At 65.3% G+C, this 22,642-nt stretch carries 12 protein-coding genes; all 12 read right to left on the reverse strand.

The window, feature by feature from the left end; all coding sequences use genetic code 11:
* Positions 1 to 6: 6 nt before the first annotated feature.
* A complete protein-coding gene (locus C8K61_RS18480; RefSeq protein WP_108097746.1) occupies positions 7 to 2,181 on the reverse strand; it encodes a TonB-dependent siderophore receptor in 2,175 nt (724 codons plus the stop codon).
* A 118-nt stretch (positions 2,182 to 2,299) separates the two neighbouring features.
* Complete coding sequence (locus C8K61_RS18485) at positions 2,300 to 3,193, reverse strand: sulfurtransferase (RefSeq protein ID WP_108097747.1); 894 nt, start codon at positions 3,191 to 3,193, stop codon at positions 2,300 to 2,302.
* On the reverse strand, positions 3,190 to 4,335 hold the full coding sequence (locus C8K61_RS18490; RefSeq protein ID WP_108097748.1) for a phosphotransferase enzyme family protein: 1,146 nt from the start codon (positions 4,333 to 4,335) through the stop codon (positions 3,190 to 3,192). The genes C8K61_RS18485 and C8K61_RS18490 overlap by 4 nt, the downstream gene beginning before the upstream one ends.
* On the reverse strand, positions 4,332 to 5,255 hold the full coding sequence (locus tag C8K61_RS18495; protein WP_108097749.1) for an ABC transporter substrate-binding protein: 924 nt from the start codon (positions 5,253 to 5,255) through the stop codon (positions 4,332 to 4,334). Before C8K61_RS18495 ends, C8K61_RS18490 begins: the two co-directional genes overlap by 4 nt.
* 533 nt (positions 5,256 to 5,788) lie before the next feature.
* A complete protein-coding gene (locus C8K61_RS18500; protein WP_108097750.1) occupies positions 5,789 to 6,910 on the reverse strand; it encodes an N-acetylmuramoyl-L-alanine amidase in 1,122 nt (373 codons plus the stop codon).
* A gap of 40 nt (positions 6,911 to 6,950) precedes the next feature.
* Entirely contained in the window at positions 6,951 to 7,925 is a 975-nt protein-coding gene (locus tag C8K61_RS18505) for a hypothetical protein (RefSeq protein ID WP_108097751.1), read from the reverse strand.
* 11 nt (positions 7,926 to 7,936) lie between these two features.
* Positions 7,937 to 8,728: a M35 family metallo-endopeptidase gene (locus C8K61_RS18510; RefSeq protein ID WP_108097752.1), complete on the reverse strand. Its 792-nt coding sequence runs from the start codon at positions 8,726 to 8,728 to the stop codon at positions 7,937 to 7,939.
* Between the two features lie 26 nt (positions 8,729 to 8,754).
* Positions 8,755 to 10,089, reverse strand: coding sequence for a DUF4157 domain-containing protein (locus C8K61_RS26890; protein WP_218277825.1), 1,335 nt, complete (start codon positions 10,087 to 10,089; stop codon positions 8,755 to 8,757).
* A 94-nt stretch (positions 10,090 to 10,183) separates the two neighbouring features.
* Positions 10,184 to 15,118: a right-handed parallel beta-helix repeat-containing protein gene (locus tag C8K61_RS18520; protein ID WP_108097753.1), complete on the reverse strand. Its 4,935-nt coding sequence runs from the start codon at positions 15,116 to 15,118 to the stop codon at positions 10,184 to 10,186.
* An 11-nt stretch (positions 15,119 to 15,129) separates the two neighbouring features.
* Positions 15,130 to 17,445: a phage tail protein gene (locus C8K61_RS18525; RefSeq protein WP_218277826.1), complete on the reverse strand. Its 2,316-nt coding sequence runs from the start codon at positions 17,443 to 17,445 to the stop codon at positions 15,130 to 15,132.
* Positions 17,442 to 20,105, reverse strand: coding sequence for a hypothetical protein (locus tag C8K61_RS18530; protein WP_108097755.1), 2,664 nt, complete (start codon positions 20,103 to 20,105; stop codon positions 17,442 to 17,444). Before C8K61_RS18530 ends, C8K61_RS18525 begins: the two co-directional genes overlap by 4 nt.
* Positions 20,105 to 22,630, reverse strand: a complete 2,526-nt coding sequence (locus tag C8K61_RS18535; protein WP_108097756.1) for a baseplate J/gp47 family protein — start codon at positions 22,628 to 22,630, stop codon at positions 20,105 to 20,107. Before C8K61_RS18535 ends, C8K61_RS18530 begins: the two co-directional genes overlap by 1 nt.
* Positions 22,631 to 22,642 lie beyond the last annotated feature (12 nt).

The raw sequence follows: 22,642 nt of genomic DNA on the forward strand, positions 1-22,642 counted from the left end.
CCGGCCTCAGAAGTTGACGGTGGCGGACAGGCGCGCCGTGCGCGGTGCGCCCTGGAACAGGTAGCCGTCGCCCATGAACTCGCCGGCATCGCGCCAGTAGCGCTTGTCGAACAGGTTGTCGACGGTCAGGCGCAGCACCGTGTCGTAGTCGCCGACCTTGGTGCTGTAGCGCCCACCCAAGTCCCACACCGCGTAGTCGCCGACCTTTACCGTGCCTTCGCGGTTGGCGTATTTGCTGCCGCTGTATTGCACGCCGCCGAGTACAGCCAGGCCAGGTACGCCGGGAATGCTGTAGTCGGCATGCAGGGTGCCGCGCACTTCCGGCACGTTGATCGCCTGGTGGCCTTCGTACTCGTCGGTGCCGCTGTCGGTTACCCGCGCGCGGGTGGCGGCCAGGCTGGCACTGACTTGCAGATTTGAGCTCACGCGGCCGTTGGCGGAGAGTTCCAGGCCAGTGTTTTTCTGCTTGCCGGCCTGCACGTAGTTGAACGAGCCGTCGCCGTTCGGGCGTGGGTACTGGAAGTCCTGGCTGATCTGGAACAGTGCCGCGGTCAGGCTCAGGCGTTGCCAGTCGCGCTTGATGCCCACTTCGAGTTGCTTGGAGGTGGTTGGCGGCAGAATTTCCCCCGAGTTGGCGGCAAACCACGAGGCTTCGCCACCCAGGGACAAGCCCTTGCTGTAGCTCACGTAAATCGAGGTATCCAGGCGCGGCTTGTAGATCAGCGCAGCCTGCGGCAGGAACTTCCACAGCTGAGTGTGGCGATCGGTGTTGCCGTCGCTGTCGAAGGTTTTCTCGTCCAGGCGCACTTCGCGGCCACCGAGGATGGTTTGCCACTGCTCGTTGAAGGTGATGCGGTCGGTGGCGAACAGACCGTACTGGCGGCTGTCGAGGCGGCGGTAGGAGTCGCCCAGCTCACCGGAGTAGGGGGTGAAGTCGCCGCTGTCGGTGTCGATATTGCTGCTGCCGACGTATTCGTTCACCGATGCGCGGCGGTCCACCACACGGCGCAAGGCGCTGGTGCCGAAGGTCAGGTCATGGGCGAGGCTGCCGGTATTGAACTGGCCGTTGAAAGCAGCTTGCGCTTCGTCGTTGCGGCGGGTGTCGTCGGGGCTGCGGTAGTCGTAGACGTCGTAATCGCCATTGGCGCCAAAGTGGGCCAACAGGTCGCTGGCGCAACTGGCGGTGTAGTAGCAGCCGTAGGCGAAGGCGCTGTAGTCGTCGATCACCACTTTGCTGCGCGAGGCGCTGAGGGTGCCTTTCCAGGTGTCGTTGAAGCGGTACTCGAACAGGCCGTCGAGATTCAGCGACTCGATGCCCACCGGGTTCGACCAGCTCTGGTAAGCCAGCAGGTCATGGGGGTCGACGCCATGGGGCACCTCGGTGCCGCCAAGCAATTGGTAGCCCGGTACCGAGCGCTGTTCGCGCTTCTGGTATTCGGCATTGAGCTGGAGCAGGGCGTCGGGGCTGATGTTCCAGTCCACCGCCAGGGAGGCGAAATCGCGCTTGCCATCGGTGTGGTCGACGTAGGAACCAATCTCTTCGTGCGCCAGGTTGGTCCGGATGCCGAACTGCTGTTCTTCGCCAAACCAGCCGCCCAGGTCGGTGGCCAGGTACTGCTCGCCGTCGAGGTTGGTGGACACCGTTACCGAGCGCACATTCTCCGGCCGCTTGCTGACGTAATTGACCAGGCCGCCAGGCTCGGACACGCCGCTTTGCAAGCCGGACAAGCCCTTGAGCACTTCCACCTGCTGTTTGTTTTCCAGGGCGACGTTCTGCTCACCGGTAATGGTGCGACCGTTGATTTTGTAGCTGTTGGCCGAGTTCAGCGAGAAGCCGCGAACCACGAAGTTTTCGTAGTAACCGACCGGCGCATAGCTGTCGCCCACCGAGGCGTCGTTTTTCAGCACTTCGCTGAGCAGGCGCGCTTGCTGGTCTTTCAAGCGGGCATCGGTGATCACCGCGACCGACGCCGGGGTGTCGAGCAGCGGCGCGTCGTCGAAGCCGCCGACCGAGGCTTTTTTCGCCTGGTAGGCGGTGTCGTCCTGGCCGTAGACGGTGACCGCGTCGAGGGTTGTGGTGGTGGTGCTGGTGTCGGCCCATGCCGGGGTGATGGCCAGGGCAATGGCCAGGCTGAGCAGGCTGAGTTGTCCGCGTACTGCGGGGTTATACGGTGTTGCCATGTGGAGCGCTCCTTGGTCCTTGCGCTGCTACGACGCTTTTTTCGGGCGCAAAGGTACCCGAAGCGGCGCAACGCGAGGTGGCCAGACTGAATGAAAAAGCCGAATTAGCCGTGAGGCGTCAGGCCGGAGCTGCTCCGGTGGTCATTGGTAAACGTGCATCGGCGGCCCATTCCTGCAGGGAACCGTCGTAGATAGCCACGTGCTGGCGGCCCAACAAGGTCAGGGCCAGCGCGTTGGCGGCAGCGGAGATACCGCCGCCGCAGTAGAGAATCAGGGGTGTGTCGTCGTGCAAATACGTATCCAGCAGGTGCGCCAGGTCGTCCTTGGACAGGTAGTGACCGTGCGCATCGAACAGGCTGCGGGCGGGTTGGTTGAAACTGCCGGGGATGTGCCCGCGGCGGGCGTAACGGCTGGCGGCGCTGCCGTCGAACAGGGCGCTGCCAAGGGCGCAGATGAGGGTGCCTGCGGCGCGGCCGGCGACAATGGCTTCAACCTCGGCACGGTCTACCCAGTAGGGTGTGCTAGGCGCATTAGCCGTAATCGACGTGGGCGCGGTGGTGCGCACAGCACCGCTTGCGCCGGTTTGCACCGGCAATTGCGCGCGCTGCCATGCATTAAAACCGCCATCCAATACCGCAGCGTCGATGCCCAAACCGCGCAGCATCCACCACAAGCGTGCCGCCCAGAAACCATCGGCACGGTCGTAGATCACTACACCAACGTCATCGCCGACACCCAACGCCGCCAAGGCACTAAGCAACTGCGTAGGGGCCGGCAGGGCAAAGCTGAAGCTGGCCTCGGTATCGGCCAGTTCGTTGAGCAGATCTGCATGCCGAGCACCGGGAATATGCGCCTGCAACCAGCCTGGGTAACCGCTGCTGGCGCGGTAGTCACCATCAAAACGCGGCGCCGGTAACTCCACCGTGGCGTCCAGCAGCAGTAGCTGCGGATGCGCAAGGTTGGCCTGCAACCAGCTGCAGTCGACGAGGATGCCCGGCAGCGTCAGGTTCATGGCTGCACCTGGCCCAGGTGGTTGAGCAAGCGTTGCCCTTCGGCGCCGTTGAACCAGTGCAGGTGGCCGATCAGGTAGGCGTGGTAGGCCACGTCGGCGCTGCTGGTGGAACCGACCACGCCCTGGAAATAAGCGATCTCCGACAGGGCGAAATCGACGTGCACCAGCGGCAACAGCGCGGCGAGGGTGTGCCGGTCTTCGCCGGTCAGCGGTTTTACCGCGTGGTAGCCGGCCAGCAAGGCGTCGATGGCGGCGAGGTCCGCCGGGGCAGTGCCGCCGTGGTCCAGGTCGAGCCACGGCACGCCGTTGCGCTCGATGGCGTTGGCCAAGTCGAAAAGGGCGAAGGTGCGGTCAGCCAGGCCGAAGTCGAGCACGCTGCTGACCTGGGCATCGGCGCTGTCTGCGCTCCACAACAGGTTGGAGGCGTGCCAGTCGTTGTGGGTCCACAGCGGCGTTTGTTTGGCCAGCAATGGCCACAGGCGGGTGTGGTAAGGCAGCAATAAGGTCGACAGCTGCGCGTACCAGTCCTTGTCCTGCAGGTAGTCGCGCAAGGCGCTATCGGCTTCGGCGGCGGCCGCAATGGCTGCCAGCGGTTCGGCCTGCTCGATCAGCCGCGCATTCACCAGCAGCACCGGCGTTTGCCGTGGCGGGGCGCTGTAGTTGGCGGCGGCCAGGTGCAGCCTGGCCAGTGCCTGGCCGGCGGCGTGGGCATGGGCGGTGCTGTTGAACGGTGTCCACGACAGCGCGTCGCGGTACAGGTCGACCCCGGCGGCCACCCGGTGGATTTCGTAGGTCCATTCGTCCTGGGGAGTGGCGGTGCGGCCATGGCGATTGCTCTCCACCGCCGCCACTGGCGCACCCTGGGCATGCAGGTGGGCGATCAGCCGGTGTTCTTCTTCCAGCCAGGCCGCTTCACGCACGCGCTGGTGGTGGCGTTTGACGAACAACGTGCCGCTGCTGGTGGTGATCAAACCCGCTGCAGAAAACGGCCGCGGGCTGTGCCAATGCAGGCTGTGCAGCACGCCCAGTTGCGGGTACTCCAGCAGCAGGCGCTCGACATCCGCTTCGCGCAGCGCCGGCCAATCGGCGGCGACCGGCTCCAGGCCCAGACCATGGGCGGTTCGTAAGGGGGTATTGCTCATTGCTGCACCGCGTCGGGAAGGAAGGCGTTGCTGGTAGCGCCACGCCAGACCTCGGGATTATCCAACACGGCATGGCTATGCAGCCATTGCGCATAGGTTGCCAGCAGCGGTTCGCGTTGCTCACCCCAGCGGCCGTCGTGCAGCCAGCTCGGGGCAATCGCGTGCAATGAGGCATTCAGCAGTTCGGCGGGGAAGTACGGTGTCACCCCTTCATAGGCGGCCAGGGCGATGCCCGGTTCTGCGGCAACGGCGAGAAAACCGCGGGCGGTGGCGGCGAGGAAGTCGCGGACCAATTGCGGTTGTTCGGCCAGGGTGCGTTCGTGGGCGCCGAGCAGGTAGCTGTGATAAGGCGGCGCGCCAATGCTGTCGACGGGTAGCACCACTCGGCGTTCGTCGGCGATCGGGCTGGGCATCAGCGCTTCCCAGGCCCAGTAGCCGCCGAAGCTGGCGTCGGCGATGCCGGCGGCCAGTTGCTCGGGCCGCAGTTCGCGTACGCCGCTGTCGACCAGGATCACGGCGTCGGGGTCGCCACCATCGTTGCTGATCAGGTGGCGGACCATTGCCAGGCCGCGCGGTGTGGGGTTCAGCGCCAGGCGTTTACCGGCCAGGTCGCGGGGGCGGCGGATGCCGGTGTCGGTGAGGGTCTGGATGGATTCCAGGCCGCCGTGGTTGATGGCGGCGATGCCTTGCAGCGGTTGGCCGAGGCCACGGCGGACCAGTAGGCGGTTGCTGGGGAATACGCCGAAGTCGGCGGCGCCGGTGAGCAGGTGTTGCAGGGTGTCGCCACGGAAGGGGTCGTGGACGATCAGTTCGACGTCGAGGCCCAGTTCCTGGTACCAGCCGCGTTCGCGGGCGAGGTAGAAGCCGGCCGAGTTGGGCCAGGGGTGGAAGTATTCGAGCATTACCCGTACCGCGTTCATTCTGACGTACTCCAGCCAGGGGCCCCTGGTTAGAGGGGGTGGCGTCTCGTTTTCGATGGGCGGGATTTAACCCGTTTCAATCTGGTATATACCAATATCCTTTGTGGCTATGGTTATGTTTTTTCGTTCTTAGGGGAGGGGATTTGTGTTTGCGGGGTATATAAGGCGGGGGCTTTGATAGGGGGGATTGGTTTGATCGCGTGTGTGCGGAACGTTTTGTTTCGCGCCTTACGCGCGAGTTTCTTTTTTCAGTCGTCGGTGAGCCGAACCATAAAAAAAAATCCAAAAAATCTTGCCCCAACCTCGGCCCTACGCTGCGCTGCGGGTGCCCTCGTTTCGGCGCTGCTTCAGGGGCCGGCGTGACGGGCCATCCATGGCCCTTCACGCCTCTCGCGGCTCCCGGCCGCTCGACCCCTTACGCAGCGCCTGCACTCGGCCTTCGCTAACGGGGCGGGTGGATCAAGATCAACAGCGAGATCAACAGCGAGATCAACAGCGAGATCAACAGCGAAGCGTGGGCGATTGGGGCGGGGTCAGACTTGCGCTAGCAACGCATCGGCCAAGGCATCTGCGATGGCTTGGCGGTTCAGTGCGGTTTTTTTTGCGGCGGTGGCTTGTGGGGGTTCCAGGCGGAGCAGGGTTTCTACGGCGGGGACGTCCATGAATTCCAGTTCCACCAGGCAGGCGCGGCAGGGTTGGGTGGCGATGCTGTTGCCCAGTTCGATGTCGCTGAGTACGCCCAGGGCTTGCTCTTTTACGCCGCGGGCGACGGTGGCGGGGTCGAGTTTTTTCAGCACGGCGAGCACCTTGTCGTGCACGGTCTGGGCGAAGGCGCGGTCGGCGCCGGGGTTGCTGTTGACCTTGCTGATCAAGGCTTCGATGCCTCGCGCCTGGCCGTTGAAGCCGTTGAAGTGGATGCTCAGGAATAGTTTGGCGCCGTTGCTTTTGGCGACGTTGGCGCGGGCGTTGAGGCCGATGTTGATGTCGGTTTCGCGGGTCAGCAGCACTTTGACGTTTTTGCCGCTGGCCAGGGCTTTGGCCAGTACCGCGTTGCGGGTGCGTTTGGCGAAGTCCAGGGTCCAGTTTTTCTCCAGTTCGCCGGAGGGCGAGTGGGCGTTGTTCGGGCTGCTGCCGCCGGTTTTCGCCACGCCGCCGTGGCCGGGGTCGATGACGATCACGGCCGGCGCGCCGGCGACCACCGGGGTGGCGGGCACTTCCACGGTGGTCGCGGCGCTCAGGCGTTTTGTAGCGTCGCTGACCAGAGCCAGCACCTGTTTTACATAGGCGGCGCCGGACGGGTTGTAGATCGGCCCGATGAATTGGATAAAACCTTTGCCATCGCCGGCATGCTCTTCCCAGCCCTTGTACGGCGAGCGGGAGATGAACTTCCAATAGCCGAGAATGAAGGCCTCCAGGCTGGCGAATTTGCAGTAGAAGTCCTGGCCGTCGTGGGCTTGGTACTCCACTGGGGTGGCGAAGCCGACCATCTCCGAGCGCCATTTCAAGCCGGCAAAGTTCAGGTGCTTGCTGGCCAGCTCCGAGGTGCCATGGCCGGATTCCAGGGTCCATTGCGCCAGGGTCACCGGCTTCAGGACAGGGAAGGCGATGTTGAGGGTTTTGTAGCGGCTGATCAGGTCGTCGAAGAGGGTGGACATGGAAGCACCTCGGACTCAGGGGAAAAGGGCACGGCGGCAGTCAGGGCAGGGGTAAGGGCGGTGGGTCGAGGACCGATTCGCAGCGCGAGGCCATGTCGAGTTTCTCGGCGTCGCGTTTTTCGTTGATGTCTTCCACCGCCCGTTTGCCGCTCAGCACCACCGCCGGCGCGCTCGCCGATAGCGTGTAGGTGCCGGACATCGCCGGGCTGGTGTCGATGTGGTAGTCCATCGCCTCGCCGGGTTTGTCCACTTGCAGGTTCCACCAGTAGCCGTAGGTGGTGCTGGTGGAGGCGAGGTGAATCAGCGTGGCCGGGTTGTTCATGTCGCGGGCCACCAGCCCGGCACGAAACTCCAGCGAATTGCGCGCCGACTTCAGCGCCACGCGCTCGTTGCAGGCGGTTTCCTTGGCGCTGAACGACACCCCGGGTTTGTCGCTGTACTTGGCCACCACGGTGGTCGAGCTGCCGAACAGCCCGGGGCTGGAGAGCACCGGGTTGTCGGTGCTCTCGTGGAAGAACGGCGGCGTTTCGGTGAACCACACGTCCACGAACGGCCCCACCGAATCCACCAGCATGTCGCCGTGGGGGGCGTAGCGCTGTTCCAGGTGGTGGAAAAACAGGTTCTGCACCAGGCCGTACTGGAACATGCCCTTGGGCGGCTCTTCGATCTTCACCCCGCTGGTGCTGACGTCGAAGGGGCTGTCGACACTGAAGCTGTTGAAGTGCTCGAACACCCCGGTCTCGGCCCTGGCCTTGCTGCCGCCATCGTTGATCTTGATTGCGCCCTCGAGGAACTTCGGCACGCCATCAGCCGCGGCTGCCGGTGCGGCTGATGGCGGAGCGGGCGCGCCAGCTGCGGGCGGGTCGGCGCTGCGCACAGCGGTGCAGCGCGGGCAGCCACCGCCACAGGCGCAGGCTGACGCCGCCGGTGGGTTGGCCGTGCGGCTGGCGGCAGCGGCGCTGGACGTCGGGGCGGCGCGGCTGAATGACGGCAGTTGGGCAACCGAGCGGTGCATGGCAAACCTCCTCAGAAACAGCTGCGGCCAGTGTCGCCGTTGCGCCAGATATGCGCGGCGAAAAACGCGTAGGCGTCGGGGTTGTCCATCCGTGCGCCAGTGGTTTGCCCGGCGGGTGCTGCGGTGTTGCCAGTGGGGTAACCGGCGCTGCCGCGGTTCGGCGCGTGGGCGCCGACCACGCTGATGCCGGCATCGTGGGCGCCTTCATGCACCAGAATGATCGCCCGGCAGGTCGGCGACAGTTCCCAGAACGGCCGGCAAACGTGGATCAGGTCATCAGCCGGCAGCCAGAACGCTTGCTCGCCCTCGCAGATGTTGTTGCTGTTGCAGATGAAGTTGCTCACCGTCAGGGTGCCGAGAATCTGCTGGTAGGTGGCATCGATGGCGGTGCGCTGGGCGTCGCTGGGGGCAATGAAATGCCGTGCCAGGGCAGTGGCGTAAACACTGCCAGCCGCCGGCGCGGCGCCGAGTACGCCACGGGCGGCGCCGACATAATCGCGGGCCCGTTGGCGGGCGGTTTCCAGGCGCTGGTTGGCATCGTCGATGCCCGTGTTGCGCAGGCTGCAATCGCGAAACTCCGGCGGCTCCGGGCCGGCGACGGGGGCGGCCTGTTTGCCTTCGGCTTCGGCAGGTGCATCGCCCTCACGGGCCAGGCGTTTGCTGCTGCAACTCGGGCAGCCGCCACCGCAGGCGCAGGAGGAACGGGCCAGGCGCCGGCCGGGCGGCGCGGCGCTGGCAGAACTGGGCGCCGCACTGGGACGGCGGCTGGGTTTGGCGCTTAGTTGTTGGGCGTGGGTGAACATGGCGGTTCTCCTCGTGCAGGGCTGGGTTACGGGCAACTGATGCCTTTGCACGGGTTGTTTTTCCAGCCGGTGTTGCCGTTGGCTTTGCGGGTGCAGCACAGGTCTTTGCGCACGGCATCGGTGTAGCTGACGGTGACCGTGGTTTTGCCGCGCCAGGTGTGGTGGTTGAGGGTGCGCATCTTGTCGTGGTCCTCGACGTGCACGCAGGCGTGTGAGCCGGTGTTCAGCGCGCCTTCGTGAATGGCCTGCGGGCCGGCGAAGAAAATCGCGTAATTCATGGTGCCGGCGCCGCTTGCCGAATAACGCGAGCCCCAGCCTTTGGTGGCGACCGGATCGGTGAGATTGCCGCTGCTGACGTTATCCGAGTCGGTGTAGCCCAGGCCTTCCATGCGGCTGACTTTGTTGTCGGTGACCTTGTCGGTCAGGCCGATGCCACGCATGGTCGAACCACCGACGATGGGCACGCTCAGCGGGTTGGGCTTGTTGCTGGATTTGGCGCTATAGGTGGCGGTCAGGGTGCCGGTTGGCATGCGCGGTACCAGCGGATCACCGGCGGCCTTGGCGTCGGCGACATGGCCGGCATCGACCGCCGCGCCGGTGAAGGCCACGTCGATATGCTCGACCCAGGGTTGGTTTTTCGAGTCGGTAAGGGTTTCGTCCGCGCCCTCGAAGGCGATCGAGTTCTTGCTCTTGGGGTTGCGGTAACGCGCCAACATACGTTGCGCACCAGTGCCTTGCGCCGAGCCACTTTGCTGCACCACGTGGGTCAGTTCATGGGCCAGCAAGTGCTGCCCGGCGCGGGTCTCGGGGGCGTATTTGCCGCTGTCGAACACCAGGTTACGGCCCACCGTATAGGCCTCGGCACCGACATCGCGCGCCGACTGCTGGGCCTGGCCGCTGAGGTGCAGTTGCACGTCGGCAAAGCTGTGGCCAAAACGCTGCTCCATGTTCTCGCGCACCGCCGGTTCCAGCGGCCGACCGCTGCTGGCCAGGGTCTGTTCGACGCTCTGCGGCACCGTTTGCTGCTGCTCGGCAGCGCCGTTGGCCAGGCGCTGGATCTGTACCGGCGCGTTCAGTTGCGGCGCGCTGGGGCTGGCCATCACCTGGGCGGCGACGCGGTCGGCCTCCTGCTCATAACGATCGCCAGGCTGGCTGACACTCAGGTGAGCCTGCAGCGGTTGTTTACCGGCGCAGCGCGGGCAGCCACCGCCACAGGCACAGGCGCCGGGTGGTTTGGCTTTGCCTGCGGCCGGGGATGCCTGCAACACCGGTGCCTGTACGGGTGCCTGCAATACGGGTGCAAAGGTCCGCGAGCTGGCGTTGTGGCGGTGCAGTTGATCGGCGACGGAAAAGCTCGACATGCGTGGTGCTCCTCAAGGGCGTCGCGGCTGAAGCCGCTCCTACGAGACCGCACAACCGGTAGGAGCGGCTTCAACCGCGATAGCTTTACCTGCATCAGGATTTTTTGCCGGGTTTGCTCGGCGGTTTTTTCGCCGGTTTTTTACTGCTCGCCGCGCCGGTTGGTTTGCTCGCTTTGGTGATCCGCGTGGTCACCGTCTTGGCCACTACCACGGCCTTTTTGGTGGGGATCGCGACCTTGTCGATGCGCACATCGGCGGGCGTGGTTTTGCCGCTCGGTTTGCTGCCATCGAGCACCCGTTTGGCCCGTTCCAGCAGGGCCTGGGCCTGCTCTTCGCCGCCGAGTACTTTGGCCAGGCGCTCGCGGTCGGTTTCGAGGATGCCTTCGATGTCGATGACCTTCAGCCGCGCCAGTTGTTTGAGGGTGGTGTCATCCAGCCCCAGTTTGCTCAGCGGTGTGCGCACCGTGGGTTCCGGTGGCGGCTCGGTGGGTGTTGGCGGCTCTTTGGGCGGCACGTTCGGCGTGGTCGGTTCAGTGGGCGTGGTGGGGGTAGGTGGCTCGGTGGGTGGAGTGGGCGCCGTGCGCGTGCCGAAGATCACCGTGCCATCTTTGATCACCGATTTGGGCACCACTTTCAGCGGCACGATCAGGGTGATGTGCAGCTCGGCCCCGGCGCGAAATTGCAGGGGGTTGCTGTCTTTGAGCAGCTGTTTGCCGTTGCCATCACTGACCCTGGCAAACAGTGGGCTCTGTTTTTCCAGGGCGGCGGTCTGTTCGCTGCTGAAGCTGGCGCTGAAGGTGCCGTTGCTGTCGCTGACGCCGACGTTCTCCACTACGCGGCCGGTGCTGGCAATCAGGTCCAGGGTGTAGCCACCCACGCCTTGTTGGCGGTCGTTGAGCAGGCGGCCGCTGAACTGCGCGCCGTCGCTGCTGCTTTTTCGCGCCTCGCGGATGGTCAGGGTTTCCTGGCTGGTGGCGAGCAGCTGGTTGCTCTGCGCGCTGGCATAGGCCTGGGCTTTCATGCCTTGCACCACCGGGTAATCACTGCCGTGCTTGGCCTCCAGGCGGTAGGCCTCCATCTGGTAGAGCTGGGTGGTTTGCACCTGGGTGGCGTGAATCTGGCCCACGGCCTGGGCGGCCGAGTTCTGTGTGAGTTCGCCCAATTGATTGCCGCTGAAGGCGTCCTGGGACAGGCTGCCGCCAAGTTGCGCGGCGTTGGCTTGCAGTACCTTGATCAGAAACTGGCCGATGGCAGCGGGCGAGGAAAACAGCTTTTCGCAGACCTCGCGATCCAGCACCTGGTTGAGTTGGTTGATGGTTGGCAACGGGCTGGTTTCCACTTCGGGCAGGGTCACGATGCAATGGTCGGCCTGGTTCAGCGCGGTCATGTTCATGCGGATGCCGATGCTCAGCAGCGACAGGGTGCGGTTAACGTCTTCACGCAAGCGCGAGGCGGTGGCGCGCACGCTGTCGCCAAGCAGGAAGGCATTGGCGAAAAACGGGTCGCTGCGGTACACCGACGACGTATTAGCCGAGTAACCCAGGTCGTCCAGCGAGCCGAGCACTTGCGAGGTCAGCGAACGGTTGTCCTGGCCCAGGCGAATGTAGTTGTCGTTGAACAGGGTTTCGCCGCCGGGCAATGCCTGTTCGGCGGCGACGACATAACGTTTTTTACCGTCGCCATAAAAACTGGTACCGGCACCCGAGGTCAGCGGCGGGGTGTCCAGGTACTTGCCCAGTACCCGTGCCAGCAAACGGTGAATGCCGCCGAGGTTGACCAGCAGCACGCCGCCGACAAAGGTATCGACAAAGCCCTGCAAACCGCTGAGTTCGCTGTTGAAGTGGTTGTTACCCACCGACACCGGGCCAAAGGCAAAAGCAGTGAGGGCGCGGCCCACCGGTTGTTCGATGCGGTTGTCATGCACGCGCAAGGCGGCGTTGCGCCCGCTGGAGGTAGACAACTGGCTGGTCAGCGCGGCGGCAAAGCGCAGGTACAGGCCACCGCGCAGGCCGGCATTACGCTTGTCTTCGTAGTCCAGGGTGTCGGCGCCGTTGGCGCTCAGGCGGTTGTCGCTGATTTCGATATTGTCGCCATAACCGACAAACACCCCGCACACCGGGTCGGCGGCGCGCGGGCCGTTGTCGTGGATATGGTTGCCGCTGATGCGCGCGGCTTCCACCAAGGCCAGGGAAATCCCGCCGCGACCGATAAATTGCGCCTCTTTGAGCAACTGTTCGGTGAACGGGTTTTGCAGGTTGTGGTGCAGGCGGTTGTTGAGAATCAGCAGGTCGCGCACCTGGTCAGTGGCACGCAGTAGCGGGGTCAACGACAGGTTGAGCAATAGCGCGTCGATATAGGCCAGCACGGCGGCTTTCGGGTCGTTAGCGGGGATCTGCCGGGTCTCTCCCAGCAGGGTCGCGCCACGCCGTGGGGCAAAGCCAATGGCCGACAAGCCCATCAGCGAGATGTCGTTGGCCTCGATGATGATTTCATGCAGAAAACCTCGGCTGGCTTTGCGGGTGCTGGTGGTAACGGTGATGACATTTACCAGGGTGCCCTGGTCGCGCGCCTCGGCCACTTGCACCACTTGGTACGGCGGGGCCACGTCGAGGGTGTAACGACCGGATGCGGTTTTGATGCTGGCCATGCCTTGGGCATCGGTGCGGTCGCTGGCAACCTGGCTGGCTTGCAGGTACAGGTCGAGGTCCGATACCGGTTTGCCTTTTTCGTCCTGCACCAGGGCGAGAAATTGGCCGTTGTCGTCGACGGTGACGCTGGCCTCCGCCGATTTTTTACTGCCGGTGACCACCACGCTGTCGCTGCCTTCAGCGGCGGCCACCGTGGCCACCGGCGGCTGATCCGGGTCGACGTCGCGCACCGGTTGCCCATCCAGTTCACCGCCAAGGGTAATGCCGTTGCCGGCGCCGCCAACAATCTGGTTTTCCAGCATCCGCACGCGCTCGCTGCCGGCGCGTACATGAATGCCGCCCAAGGCCCGGTAGGGCTGTCGCGGCGTCAATTGGGCGAGCAAGAAGCCCCACACGGTGTAGGCGTAGGTCATCACCCACAGCGGATACAGGTACAGCACCTCGGGTTTTGCACAGGGGTCGGCCGGGTCGCGGGTGGGGTCGTCGTCGGGCTGCTCGGGTTGCTCGCCTTTGGGTTCGCTGAAGGGCAACAGCACCAGGGTGTTGCGTTCCACCTGCACATCATCGGCGGCGAGGGAAATGGTAGCCAGACCGTCGACGGTGTCCAGCAGGTGCAAGCGGTTGTTGGACAGGGTGACGGCGGCGGCATGCTCAACCCGAATGGTGTTTACCCGGGCGATCATCCGGCAGTCATGCACGCTGATATCGCGGCAGCTGCCTTCCCGCTCGCCACGGATCAGCACGGCAATGCTGTCGTAGGTCACCAGGTCCAGCTCGCACACTTCAATGCCCACGCAGTTGCTGAACACCAGCACCGGCTCGTCGCGTTTTTCGGTATGGGGCAACAGCAGGGTGCGCCACCGGCAGCCATGAATCTTCACATTGCTGCGCCCTTCCAATTCCAGGTTGGCGCGGTGCAAGCCGGGTAGCAGACACAGCTCGCCGCCCCCCGCTGGCAAGTGCTCGGCGGCTTCTTCCAGGGAGTTGAAGTCACCAAAGCTGGTGATGCCATTGCCCACCAGCCAGGTGCAACAGACCTTCTGGTTGACCAGCGGGCGGAAGCGTTTGCGGCAGTCTTCGATAGTGCCGCTGATTTCGGTGTTGCGCCGGCCGGTCCAGTTGATTTCTGCCAGCGGCGCGCGGTGGTAGACGATGCCGCTGGGCGGCGCATGGTCGATCAACGTCTGCGGGTTGTTGATGGCGCCGGCGCGCACGCTGAAGGTCCAGTAATCGCCGGGGCGATAGTTGCCGGCGCTGGCGGCGTCGAAGGCCAGGTGGATACCGTCGTGCAATTCAACTGGCGCCGCGCTGGCGGGGAAGCTGGCGATATCGGCCAGGCCGTTCCACAGGCGGATAAACACCGACTCGCCACTGCTCGGAACACTGCCGAACGTGGCCGGGGCGGCCAGTTCCAGGTCATGGTCGGTGTTGAGGGTGGCACGGCTGCCGTACACCACTTCCCAGCTGCCGCTGGCTTCGCTGTATTGCAGCGCTTCGAGGTAGAACTCGGTGAGCCCGGAATTGACGATGGCCGCGCGCCCGGCGTCGAGGTAGACGCGATCGGGGTCGCTGCTCGCGTCGAAGCGGCCACGGCCCACCAGGCCGCCGTTCCATTGGCTCCACTTGAAGCGCGGGGTGGTGCCCTCGGCGATTTCGATGCGGTACAGGCAATGTTCGAAGCCGCTGTAACCGCCACCGCCCACCACCGGGCAGTCGCCGCCAATCGCCACCTGCGGGGTCAGGGTGACGCTCAGGTGGCCCTTGCTGGCCGGGTCGTCGCGCAGTTTGCCGAGAATGCTGGTGCAGTCTTCGCCCTTGGCCAGGCGCAGCAGGCGCAGGCGGAAATTGACGAAGGCGCGCTCGGCCGTATCCGGCCCGCCGAGCGCCGGTTCGAGCAGGCGCTGGGGATACTGAAAACCGTGCAGCGCCTCTTGCGACACTTCGAGGATTACCGCATCGCGCACGTCGTCGTTGATATCGCTTGGCGTGGTCGCGCCCAGGTACGTGGCCTGGCGCGTCACCAGGTCCAGCGGCGCGTCGGCAGCACCGGCCAGGCGGGTGAGAATGCCATCCACCCAGGCGCGGCCAGGTCGCAGTTGTACCTGCACGGCGCCATCTACTTCCTGCGCCACCTCCACATGAAAACCTTGCGGTTCGCTGGCCGGCACCGCGCATACACCGGCGCCGATAATGTCGCGCCCGGCTTGACCAGCCCAGGCCAGCTCCAGCAGTTGGCTTTCGCTGAGGTCGGCATCTGTGGTTACCCGGCCCTGTTGGTGCAACACGCCCGCAAGGTTGCGCAGCAGGCCCTGGTCAGGCGTGCTGACCCCGCGCTCGTGCTCATGGGGCTCGAAATTGAGCTTGGAAAAATCGCCTTGCATGGTTCCCTCCGTCAACTGATGGGTATCACCAGCGGCCGCACGCCAACGGGCGTGAACTCCCGGAGCCGCACGTGCAAATTGGTCCACTTGTGTGCTTCCAGCAGAAAGCCGAAGGCACCCATGGCGTCGTCGTCCGGGCCCAGTTCACGGACGCGGCGGTCGGTTTCGTGTTGCAGTTGGGCATACCCCGGCGCGTTGAAGCGCTCGGCGGTAAACACGATGCGTGCGCCTTGCACGCAGAAATGATTGGGCGGCTTGCGGTTGTCGGTGGCGGCGAAGGCGCTCCATTTGATGCAGCCGTGCTGGTTGTCGAGCACCTGAAAACGCTGGGTGAAAATGCCGCCGCTGCCACCCACGGCGGCCACCCGCACGGCGCCAAAACAGGTGAGGCCGGCAAAGGCCAACGGCGCGCCCCAGGCGTTGTCCGGGTCAGTCGCAGCGCCGATGGCCAGGGGGCCGATGGCGGCATCGTAAAAACCGAGGCCGGCGTCCACCACGCTGTCCTGAATGTCCAGGCGGTAGCGGCTGTCCACCGCCAGGGAGCCGACGATGCAGCGTTGAATGATGATGTCCGGGGTCGGCACAAAGGCATCGACATCGGCGCTGCTGGCAAAGTCGTAGCCGTCCACCAGATGCAGCGCCGCCTGCAGCGGCGCGCGGCTGCCATCGCGCAGGCCGTGGCCGCCGGGCGCCAGGGTGCAACCGAGCAGTTCCAGGCGAGCGACGGCGGCGCGCGCGATCAGCGCGCCGCCGGCTGGGAAACCGGCAGCAGGCGCCAGGTACAGGCCCTGCAGGCGCACCTGCGGGTATTCCGGGGTCGCGGCTGCGGCGTCTACCGGGCGCAATGCCAGCGGCTGGCTAAGGAGAATGATCGGCCGGTGTTCACCCATGGCCCTTAGCGTCAGTGACTGCGCCAGGCGCAAGGAACGGCCGCCATCCACCGAGGTGCCGGGCAGCGCGGCAAGGTCGATGCGGTGCACCAGGCTGTCGTGGATTTCGATAACCACCGGGTCGCTGGCACTGTCCAGATCAGCCAGCGCTGCTTGCAGGCTGATACCCCCTGCAATCGCGCCGACGCGGCGGATGTCGGCGCTCGGCGGGTCGACGGGCAGGCTGCGCGACGTCGGGTGCGCGCCCACCGGGCCGACGGCGGCGTAGGTGAAGCTGCTGTACAGCCGCGACAGCAGCTCACCGCTGTTGTCGGTGACCAACTGGTTGGTCTGCGCCGTGGTTTGCAGGCCGACCAGCACCCGGCCCAGCGCCGGGTCGATAACGATCTCGCCGAGTGACAACGGCCGGCGCAAACCGCTTTCCCAGGCGCACAGATTGTCGCCGCGATAACGCCACTGCCAGTCGGCCGGCAACAGCGCTTGCAAGGTTTGCGGCATAAACAACTGCAGCCCGCCGTCGGCCAGATCGAAGCCACTGAGCGGGTCGCTGCCGGCGTCGTAATAGTCGACCTGCACATAGGCCTCGGGGTGGCCTTCGATGCTGCCACTGGTGAGGCGCGGGGCGAGTATCGGCCCTGGCACCGCGTCGGCCTGGGTCAGCGCTTCGCCGGTCAGGAAGCCCGGCCTGCCGGTGTTGAACAGCTGCACGGGAATGTCCAGCGGGTGCAGGTCAAAGCGCAGCGCGCGGCGCGCCAGGCCGGCGGGCAGGGTGCCGAGGTTGCTGACGCCTTTGCACAGCGGCAACACCCGCGGCAGGCGGTAGGTGGCCAGGCGCCAGAGAAAGATCGCCAGGTTGGGCAGGTTGATGTGGCGGTTGCCGTCCTGGGCGATCTTGCAGTCGGCGCTATAGGCAAAGCGGTCGAACGGCGTGCCGAGCAAGGCCAGCGCGGCCGGGTCGCGAATCGGCGCGGTGCCGCCACGGGGAATGTCGAAGCGTGTGCGGTTCGGGTTGGCGTAGGGCGGGGCACCACCGGCATCTGCGCGTGGGTGATTGAGGTGCTGGGTCCAGCTCAGATTTTCCCGCAACTCGACACTGCGGCAACTCCAGCCGGTGAGGTTGAACGCCAGCCGTTCGATGGCGCCGAGGGTGCCTTTGCGCCGGCGCAGGGCGATGGTGTCTGCAACATCGGCGCGCAGGGTGTGCGGGTCGCCACTCAGGTGCGACGTGCCGAGCAGGTCGGCCAGGTAGGGGATTGCCCAGTCTTCGCAGGTGTCGATAAACAGGTTGTCGTAGAGCCGCTCGATATCGGCATGCAGGGCGCTGAACGGCGCCTCGATGGCGCCCAGGTAGGCGCGCAGCTGATTGGCCGGCACGATCTCGGCATCGCGGGTGCGGTAGATCTCCGGTAGGCGGTCGAACAGCGGCACGCGGGTCATGGGCATTCTCCTGCGCCGGGTTCGGCGAGCGCGGTCAGGCTCAGGTGCGGCGCGGCCAGTTGCAGCAGCTCATGGCCACTGCAGGCAACGCTGGCGGCATAGCTGCGCGGTGCATAGGGCAGGGGAGCGTCGAGTGGGTCTTGCACGCTGTTGCTCAGGCGGCCGAATGCGCTGACCTTGCACCAGAGCACCCCGCCGACGTTCTGCACCACCCCCTCGATGGTGCTGGCATATTCGCGCTCACCGAGGCGGCGCTTGTGCAGGCCGAACAGGCCGCTGCGCTCATGCTGGCTATCGCTGACCAGGCCCAGCGCCGCACGAATGCCGGCCTCGACCTCGGCCTGTTGGTAGCTGGGCACCCGCGCATAGCTGAGGTCGACGAACACGTAACGCAGCAGCGCCTGCTCGACGATCAGCGGGAAACGGTCGGGCCCACGGCAGCGCTGGGCATGGCTGAGGGTGGCCTTCACTGCGGTGAATTCCGCCTCGCGACCACCTTCCAGCAACACCCGCAGAATCACCGCCGGCACCCCGGCGTGCAGATCCCAGGCAGCACTGGCAGTGACCACCCCGGGCACCCCGAGGGTTTCGCTTTCGTAGTCCTGAATGCTCACCAGGCGGCCCAGGCTTTGCACCTTGCCGGGGGCGGTCTGACGGGCTTTTTCTGCCGCTTCCGGCGCCGCGCCACCGCTGACGATACCGGCCAGGCCGAGCTTGTCGAAGCCTGGCGGACGTTCGCTGGCGGTGGGGCTGGCACCGACTTTCAACGGACCAAAGGCGCCCGAGCCGCTGCGGTAATCGGCCAGCACATTGTTCAGGCCCGAGGGCAACCGCGCGCCGGTTTCGCCGTCGCCAAATTGCACGAAGCTCTTGCCCTGGGCGTCTTCGCGGACGATATAGATCGGCTCCTGAGGGCCATGGCCAAAGAAGCTGTCTACCCGTTGCCACAAGCGCCCCTCGACCCAGATCTGCAACGCCGGTTGTTGTGCTGGAATGGCGGCGGGCGAGAGGAAATAGGTCAGCGGCGCCTTGGCCAGAGGGAAGGTTTGCCAGGCCTGGCGATGGTCGCCATTGCCGAGCACCACCTGCGCTTCACGTTTGCCCTGGGAGGCGTCGGCCAGGTTGCCGAACACAGTGACCCGCGGCGCCACCTCATCGAAGTCGGCGCGGGTAAAGGGGCTGGGCGGGCGGTCGAAGGTCAGCCACCACAGCCGCGGCACCTCAGGCAACGAGGTAGTGAAGCTGGCCACGCCGTTGGTGCAATACAGCTCCACCTGGCGGCCGTCATCGCCCTGCAGGTACAGGCGTCGTCCCGCCAAGGCCCGTGCCTGCACCTGGGTGCCGTAGAAGTGAAGGGCATTGCTGCCGGTGCTAAAGCTGCCATCGGCGGGGTTGTTGACCGGTTTCAATGTCAGCGGCGGGCTGCTCACTTCATGCACAACGATGTCGCGCACATCGCTGCCGGGCTGGGTGCTCATGGCGTGGCGAATCAGCGGCTGGTCGAGGCTGAGAAAGGTGCTGGCGCCATGCAGATTGCCAAAGCTCAGGCTGGCGCTGCGCACGCTAGTGACCCGGCGCACCACACTGAGCGCCACCGGCGTGCTGGTGTTGGCACTGCTGACCCGCGCCTGCACCACCACCCGCATGCCTGCATGCAGGTCGCTGAACTCGGCGTCCAGCGGCAACAGTTCCGGGATCAGATCGATGCTGGCGCTGCTGTTGGTGCAAGGGTGGCCGGCATACAGGTGACGGAAATACCCGGTGCTGCTTTCCGTGGCGCCGATGATGTCGTTGCCGCTCTTTTTGCTGCTGACAATCTTCGCCGGCGTGTTATGGCCAAAGTGGCGGAATGAACGATTGACCCGGTACGCCGCCACCGGTTGGTTCCAGGCCTGCTGCAGGGGCGTGTCGGTTTCCACCAGCACCCGGCCGAGCACCTGGCTGACGCTTTTTACCTTGATGATCTGCGGTGCCTGTTGTGCGCTGAGGCTGGTGCCGTTGCTGGTCCAGGCCGGTTCCGGCGCTTGCAGCAACAAGCGATCGCCGGGCTTGAGGGTGAAGGCGGCGAGGCTGCGGCTGTCGCTGTAGCCATCCACGGTATGCAGCTCGAAGCGGCTGCTGCCGACTGGCAAGGTGGCGGCATAGCTGCGTGGCCGGTACAGGTGAAAACGGCCGAGGTGCGACCAGGCTTGCAGTTCACTGTCGGTCTGAAAATCTGCCGGGGTTGGTTGTCCGGCCAGCTCGGCCTTTACCGGGAAACCGCTGCGCAGGATTACCGGCTGGTCGCCGCGCACCTCGAACGCCAGGGTCGCGCGCCCGCCGATGCCGGGGGCCAGGCGATAGCCTGTGAGGCGCACCAGTTCCGCCACGCTTTCGCGCCAACTGGCGGTGCGCAGGTAGGCCTCATTGGCGTAGTGCTCCTGATAAAAACTGAGGATGTCGCCGAGAATTGCCGCGCCTTGCAGCAGCGCGATGCCGGGGTCATCGGCTTCGCGGTGGGTCCAGGCCGCCAGTTCGGGGGCGGCATCGATGCCACGGGTCATGGCTTCGACAAAGTCGCCATAACGGCCGATGCGCACGGCAATGCGCGGCAGTCCCGGACGGTTATCGGCGCGCAGGGGGAATACGAACGGGTCGGTGATCAGCGGGTTGCAGGCCATCAGCGACGCCCTCCCTGCACGGTAAAGCGCAGTAAGCCGCGCTCCAGGTGGTCGGGGTCGTTGGCCAACAGCAATACTTCGTCGCTGGCCATCGCCAGTTGTTCGGCACCCACTAGCAGCGGCAGCGGGGAAGCAAAGCGCTTCATGCCGATGCTGACCACATGCGCCACCCCCGGCACCGCCAGCAAGCGGCCTTCGATCAGACTGCGGTGCAGGGCCTGGCCGAAGGTCCATTGGTCCGGATGGAAAAAGCCGGGGCGGCCATCGCTGGTCCAGTGCTCGGAGAACTCTTGTTCGAGGACAAAACGCAGGTCTTCGCACCAGTAGTCGGCAGCGGCGCACACCACCACCTGCACCTCCAACGGCACATAGCGCGGTGGGCGAATTTCCAGGTCCTCGCCAATCAGTCGCACGGCTTCCAGGTGCGCTGAAACACGGGGCAGCAGTTCGTCCCACAAGGCTTGTGAGTGTTCATCGCCGACGGCGGTAAAGCCGCTGGGGTCGAGGGTGATGCGCACCGTGCGCCAGCTACCGGTCCAGGCATAACGGGCGACGGCACGGGATACACCGGGCACCTCTTCGGCACGTTTGACGTAATCGGCCAGGGTCACCGCGCGCAACTGGCGGGCGCGAAACGCCTCTGGCGCATTACGGCGAATGCGCTCGGCCGGCTCCGGCGCGCGGCCATCGCTGACGTCGAAGGGGTTAGTGGTGGCGATGACCGCGCCATTCAGCGCGCCTTGCAGCGGTTCGGCTTGCAGCAACTGGTCGGCGCCGATATTGCCGGCCGGGCCAACGCCGATCTGGTAGCGCGCATACACGGTGGCACCCAGCGGCAACAGGCGGCCGTTGCGGCCATTGCCGAAGCGCAACTGGCTACGCTGCAGCTCATCGGTCTCGACCATAAAGTGGTCGCCGTTTTCCGCCGAGTCATCGCTGTGCACCAGGCTTTCCACTTCGTCCCAGGTTTCCCGCGCGCCACCGGCGGCTTCGACCTCTAGCCAGAGGGTCGATAGCGCCGGTACTTCACCCGCGCCCTGTGCAGTGGGCAGGTAGGCCAATGGCCCGTCGTCGGGCAGCTCGGCGAGCACCCAGTCGCGGCCGTCCTGATGGCGGTCCTGGCGCTGGAAGTGGCGGTGTTTGACGGTGCTGGTATCGCTCGGCAAGAGGCTGCCCGGTTCATGGAATTGCACCTGCAGCGGCTGCCCGGAAAACACTGGCAGCAGGTTGCCGTAGAACACCGAGACATCACTGACGGTTTGTGGCGGTGGCCCGGGGCAAAAGCTGCTGAAGCTGTAGTCAGCCCGCAGGGCGTCGTCGCGGCGCCAATGCACCCGCACCAGCCACACACTGAGGAGAGGGTCGAACAGGGTTTCGGCTGCCTCACTGCCGCTAAGCAAACGTAACAACTGGCGTTTGCCGCGCTGGCGGCCGGCGACCTGGCCGGTCAGCGGGTTGAGGCGTTCGGCAATCAGCAGCTCACGCCATAAGCCGTTGCGCACCAGGTCGCGCAGGGCATCGGCCTCAGCCTGGTCGGCCAGGCCATCGAAGGGCACCAGATCGGCGCTGGTACTGCCGGCTGCCAGTGCCGGTTGCGCGTCGCGCCAGGTGTACAGACGCAGGCGGTTGAGCAGCGGGTCCAGGCGTTGGCGTTGCGCAGCGGGCAGACGTTGCTGGCGACTGGCGAAGCTCACCGCCTGGTCAACGGTGTGCACCACCAGTTCCTGATCGGTGAGGCTGAACGGCGCCTGGCCGGCCACCACATCCACCGCCAGCCAGGTGCTGGCCTGGTTGCCCTGGTGCAGGTGGTAGTCCATCAAACGGGCGTGGCGCGCCAGCGACAGACGTTTGCGTGTGCTGCCCAGATAGGCCTCGGCCATCACCCGGTCCTGGTAGTCGCTGAGCTCATCGGCCGCGGCGGCAAACAGGTCGATCAGCACCTGGTCATGGTCGGCCTCACTGGTGCTGGCCCAGCCCGGCACGCGCTCGGCCATGGCCACCATGAGGGTATGGCGGAAGGAGTCGTAGTCTTTGGCTAGGTAGTCGATGCCGGGGTTGGGCTGGGCGGGGCGATGACGCTGCACGGGCGCGCAGTCGTTGGTGAAACAACCGGGGCGAAACTTGAAACCGATGCTGCTGAAAAACGGGTCGATCAGGTTGGCGTTCCACACCAGTTCCAGGCGGTAGGTGGAGTAGTCACCCACCGGCGCGATGCGCAGGCGCAGACGGCGGCTGTCCAGCGCGCTGACTGCGGTGACCTGCACCTGGCCCAGGGCATTGCCGGCTAACACACGGCTACCCCCGCGCAGGCGAAACACCTGGTGCACGCGGCTGGGGTCGGCGCTCAGGTCGGCGACGATTGCCGCCAGGTGCAGGCCGTTGAAAAAGCTCAGCTCGATATCGGCATAGGCCGGGTTGGCCCCTGGCCCGAGGCTGACCAGGGCCAGTTTCAGTCCGTCCAGGCCATGGCTCTGCAGCACATCGGCACGGTCATCAACCAGATCTGGGAACGTAATGGCAGTCATGGTTTAACAAGT

This window comes from Pseudomonas sp. GV071 (assembly GCF_003050835.1).
In the GTDB taxonomy this organism is placed as follows: Bacteria; Pseudomonadota; Gammaproteobacteria; order Pseudomonadales; family Pseudomonadaceae; genus Aquipseudomonas.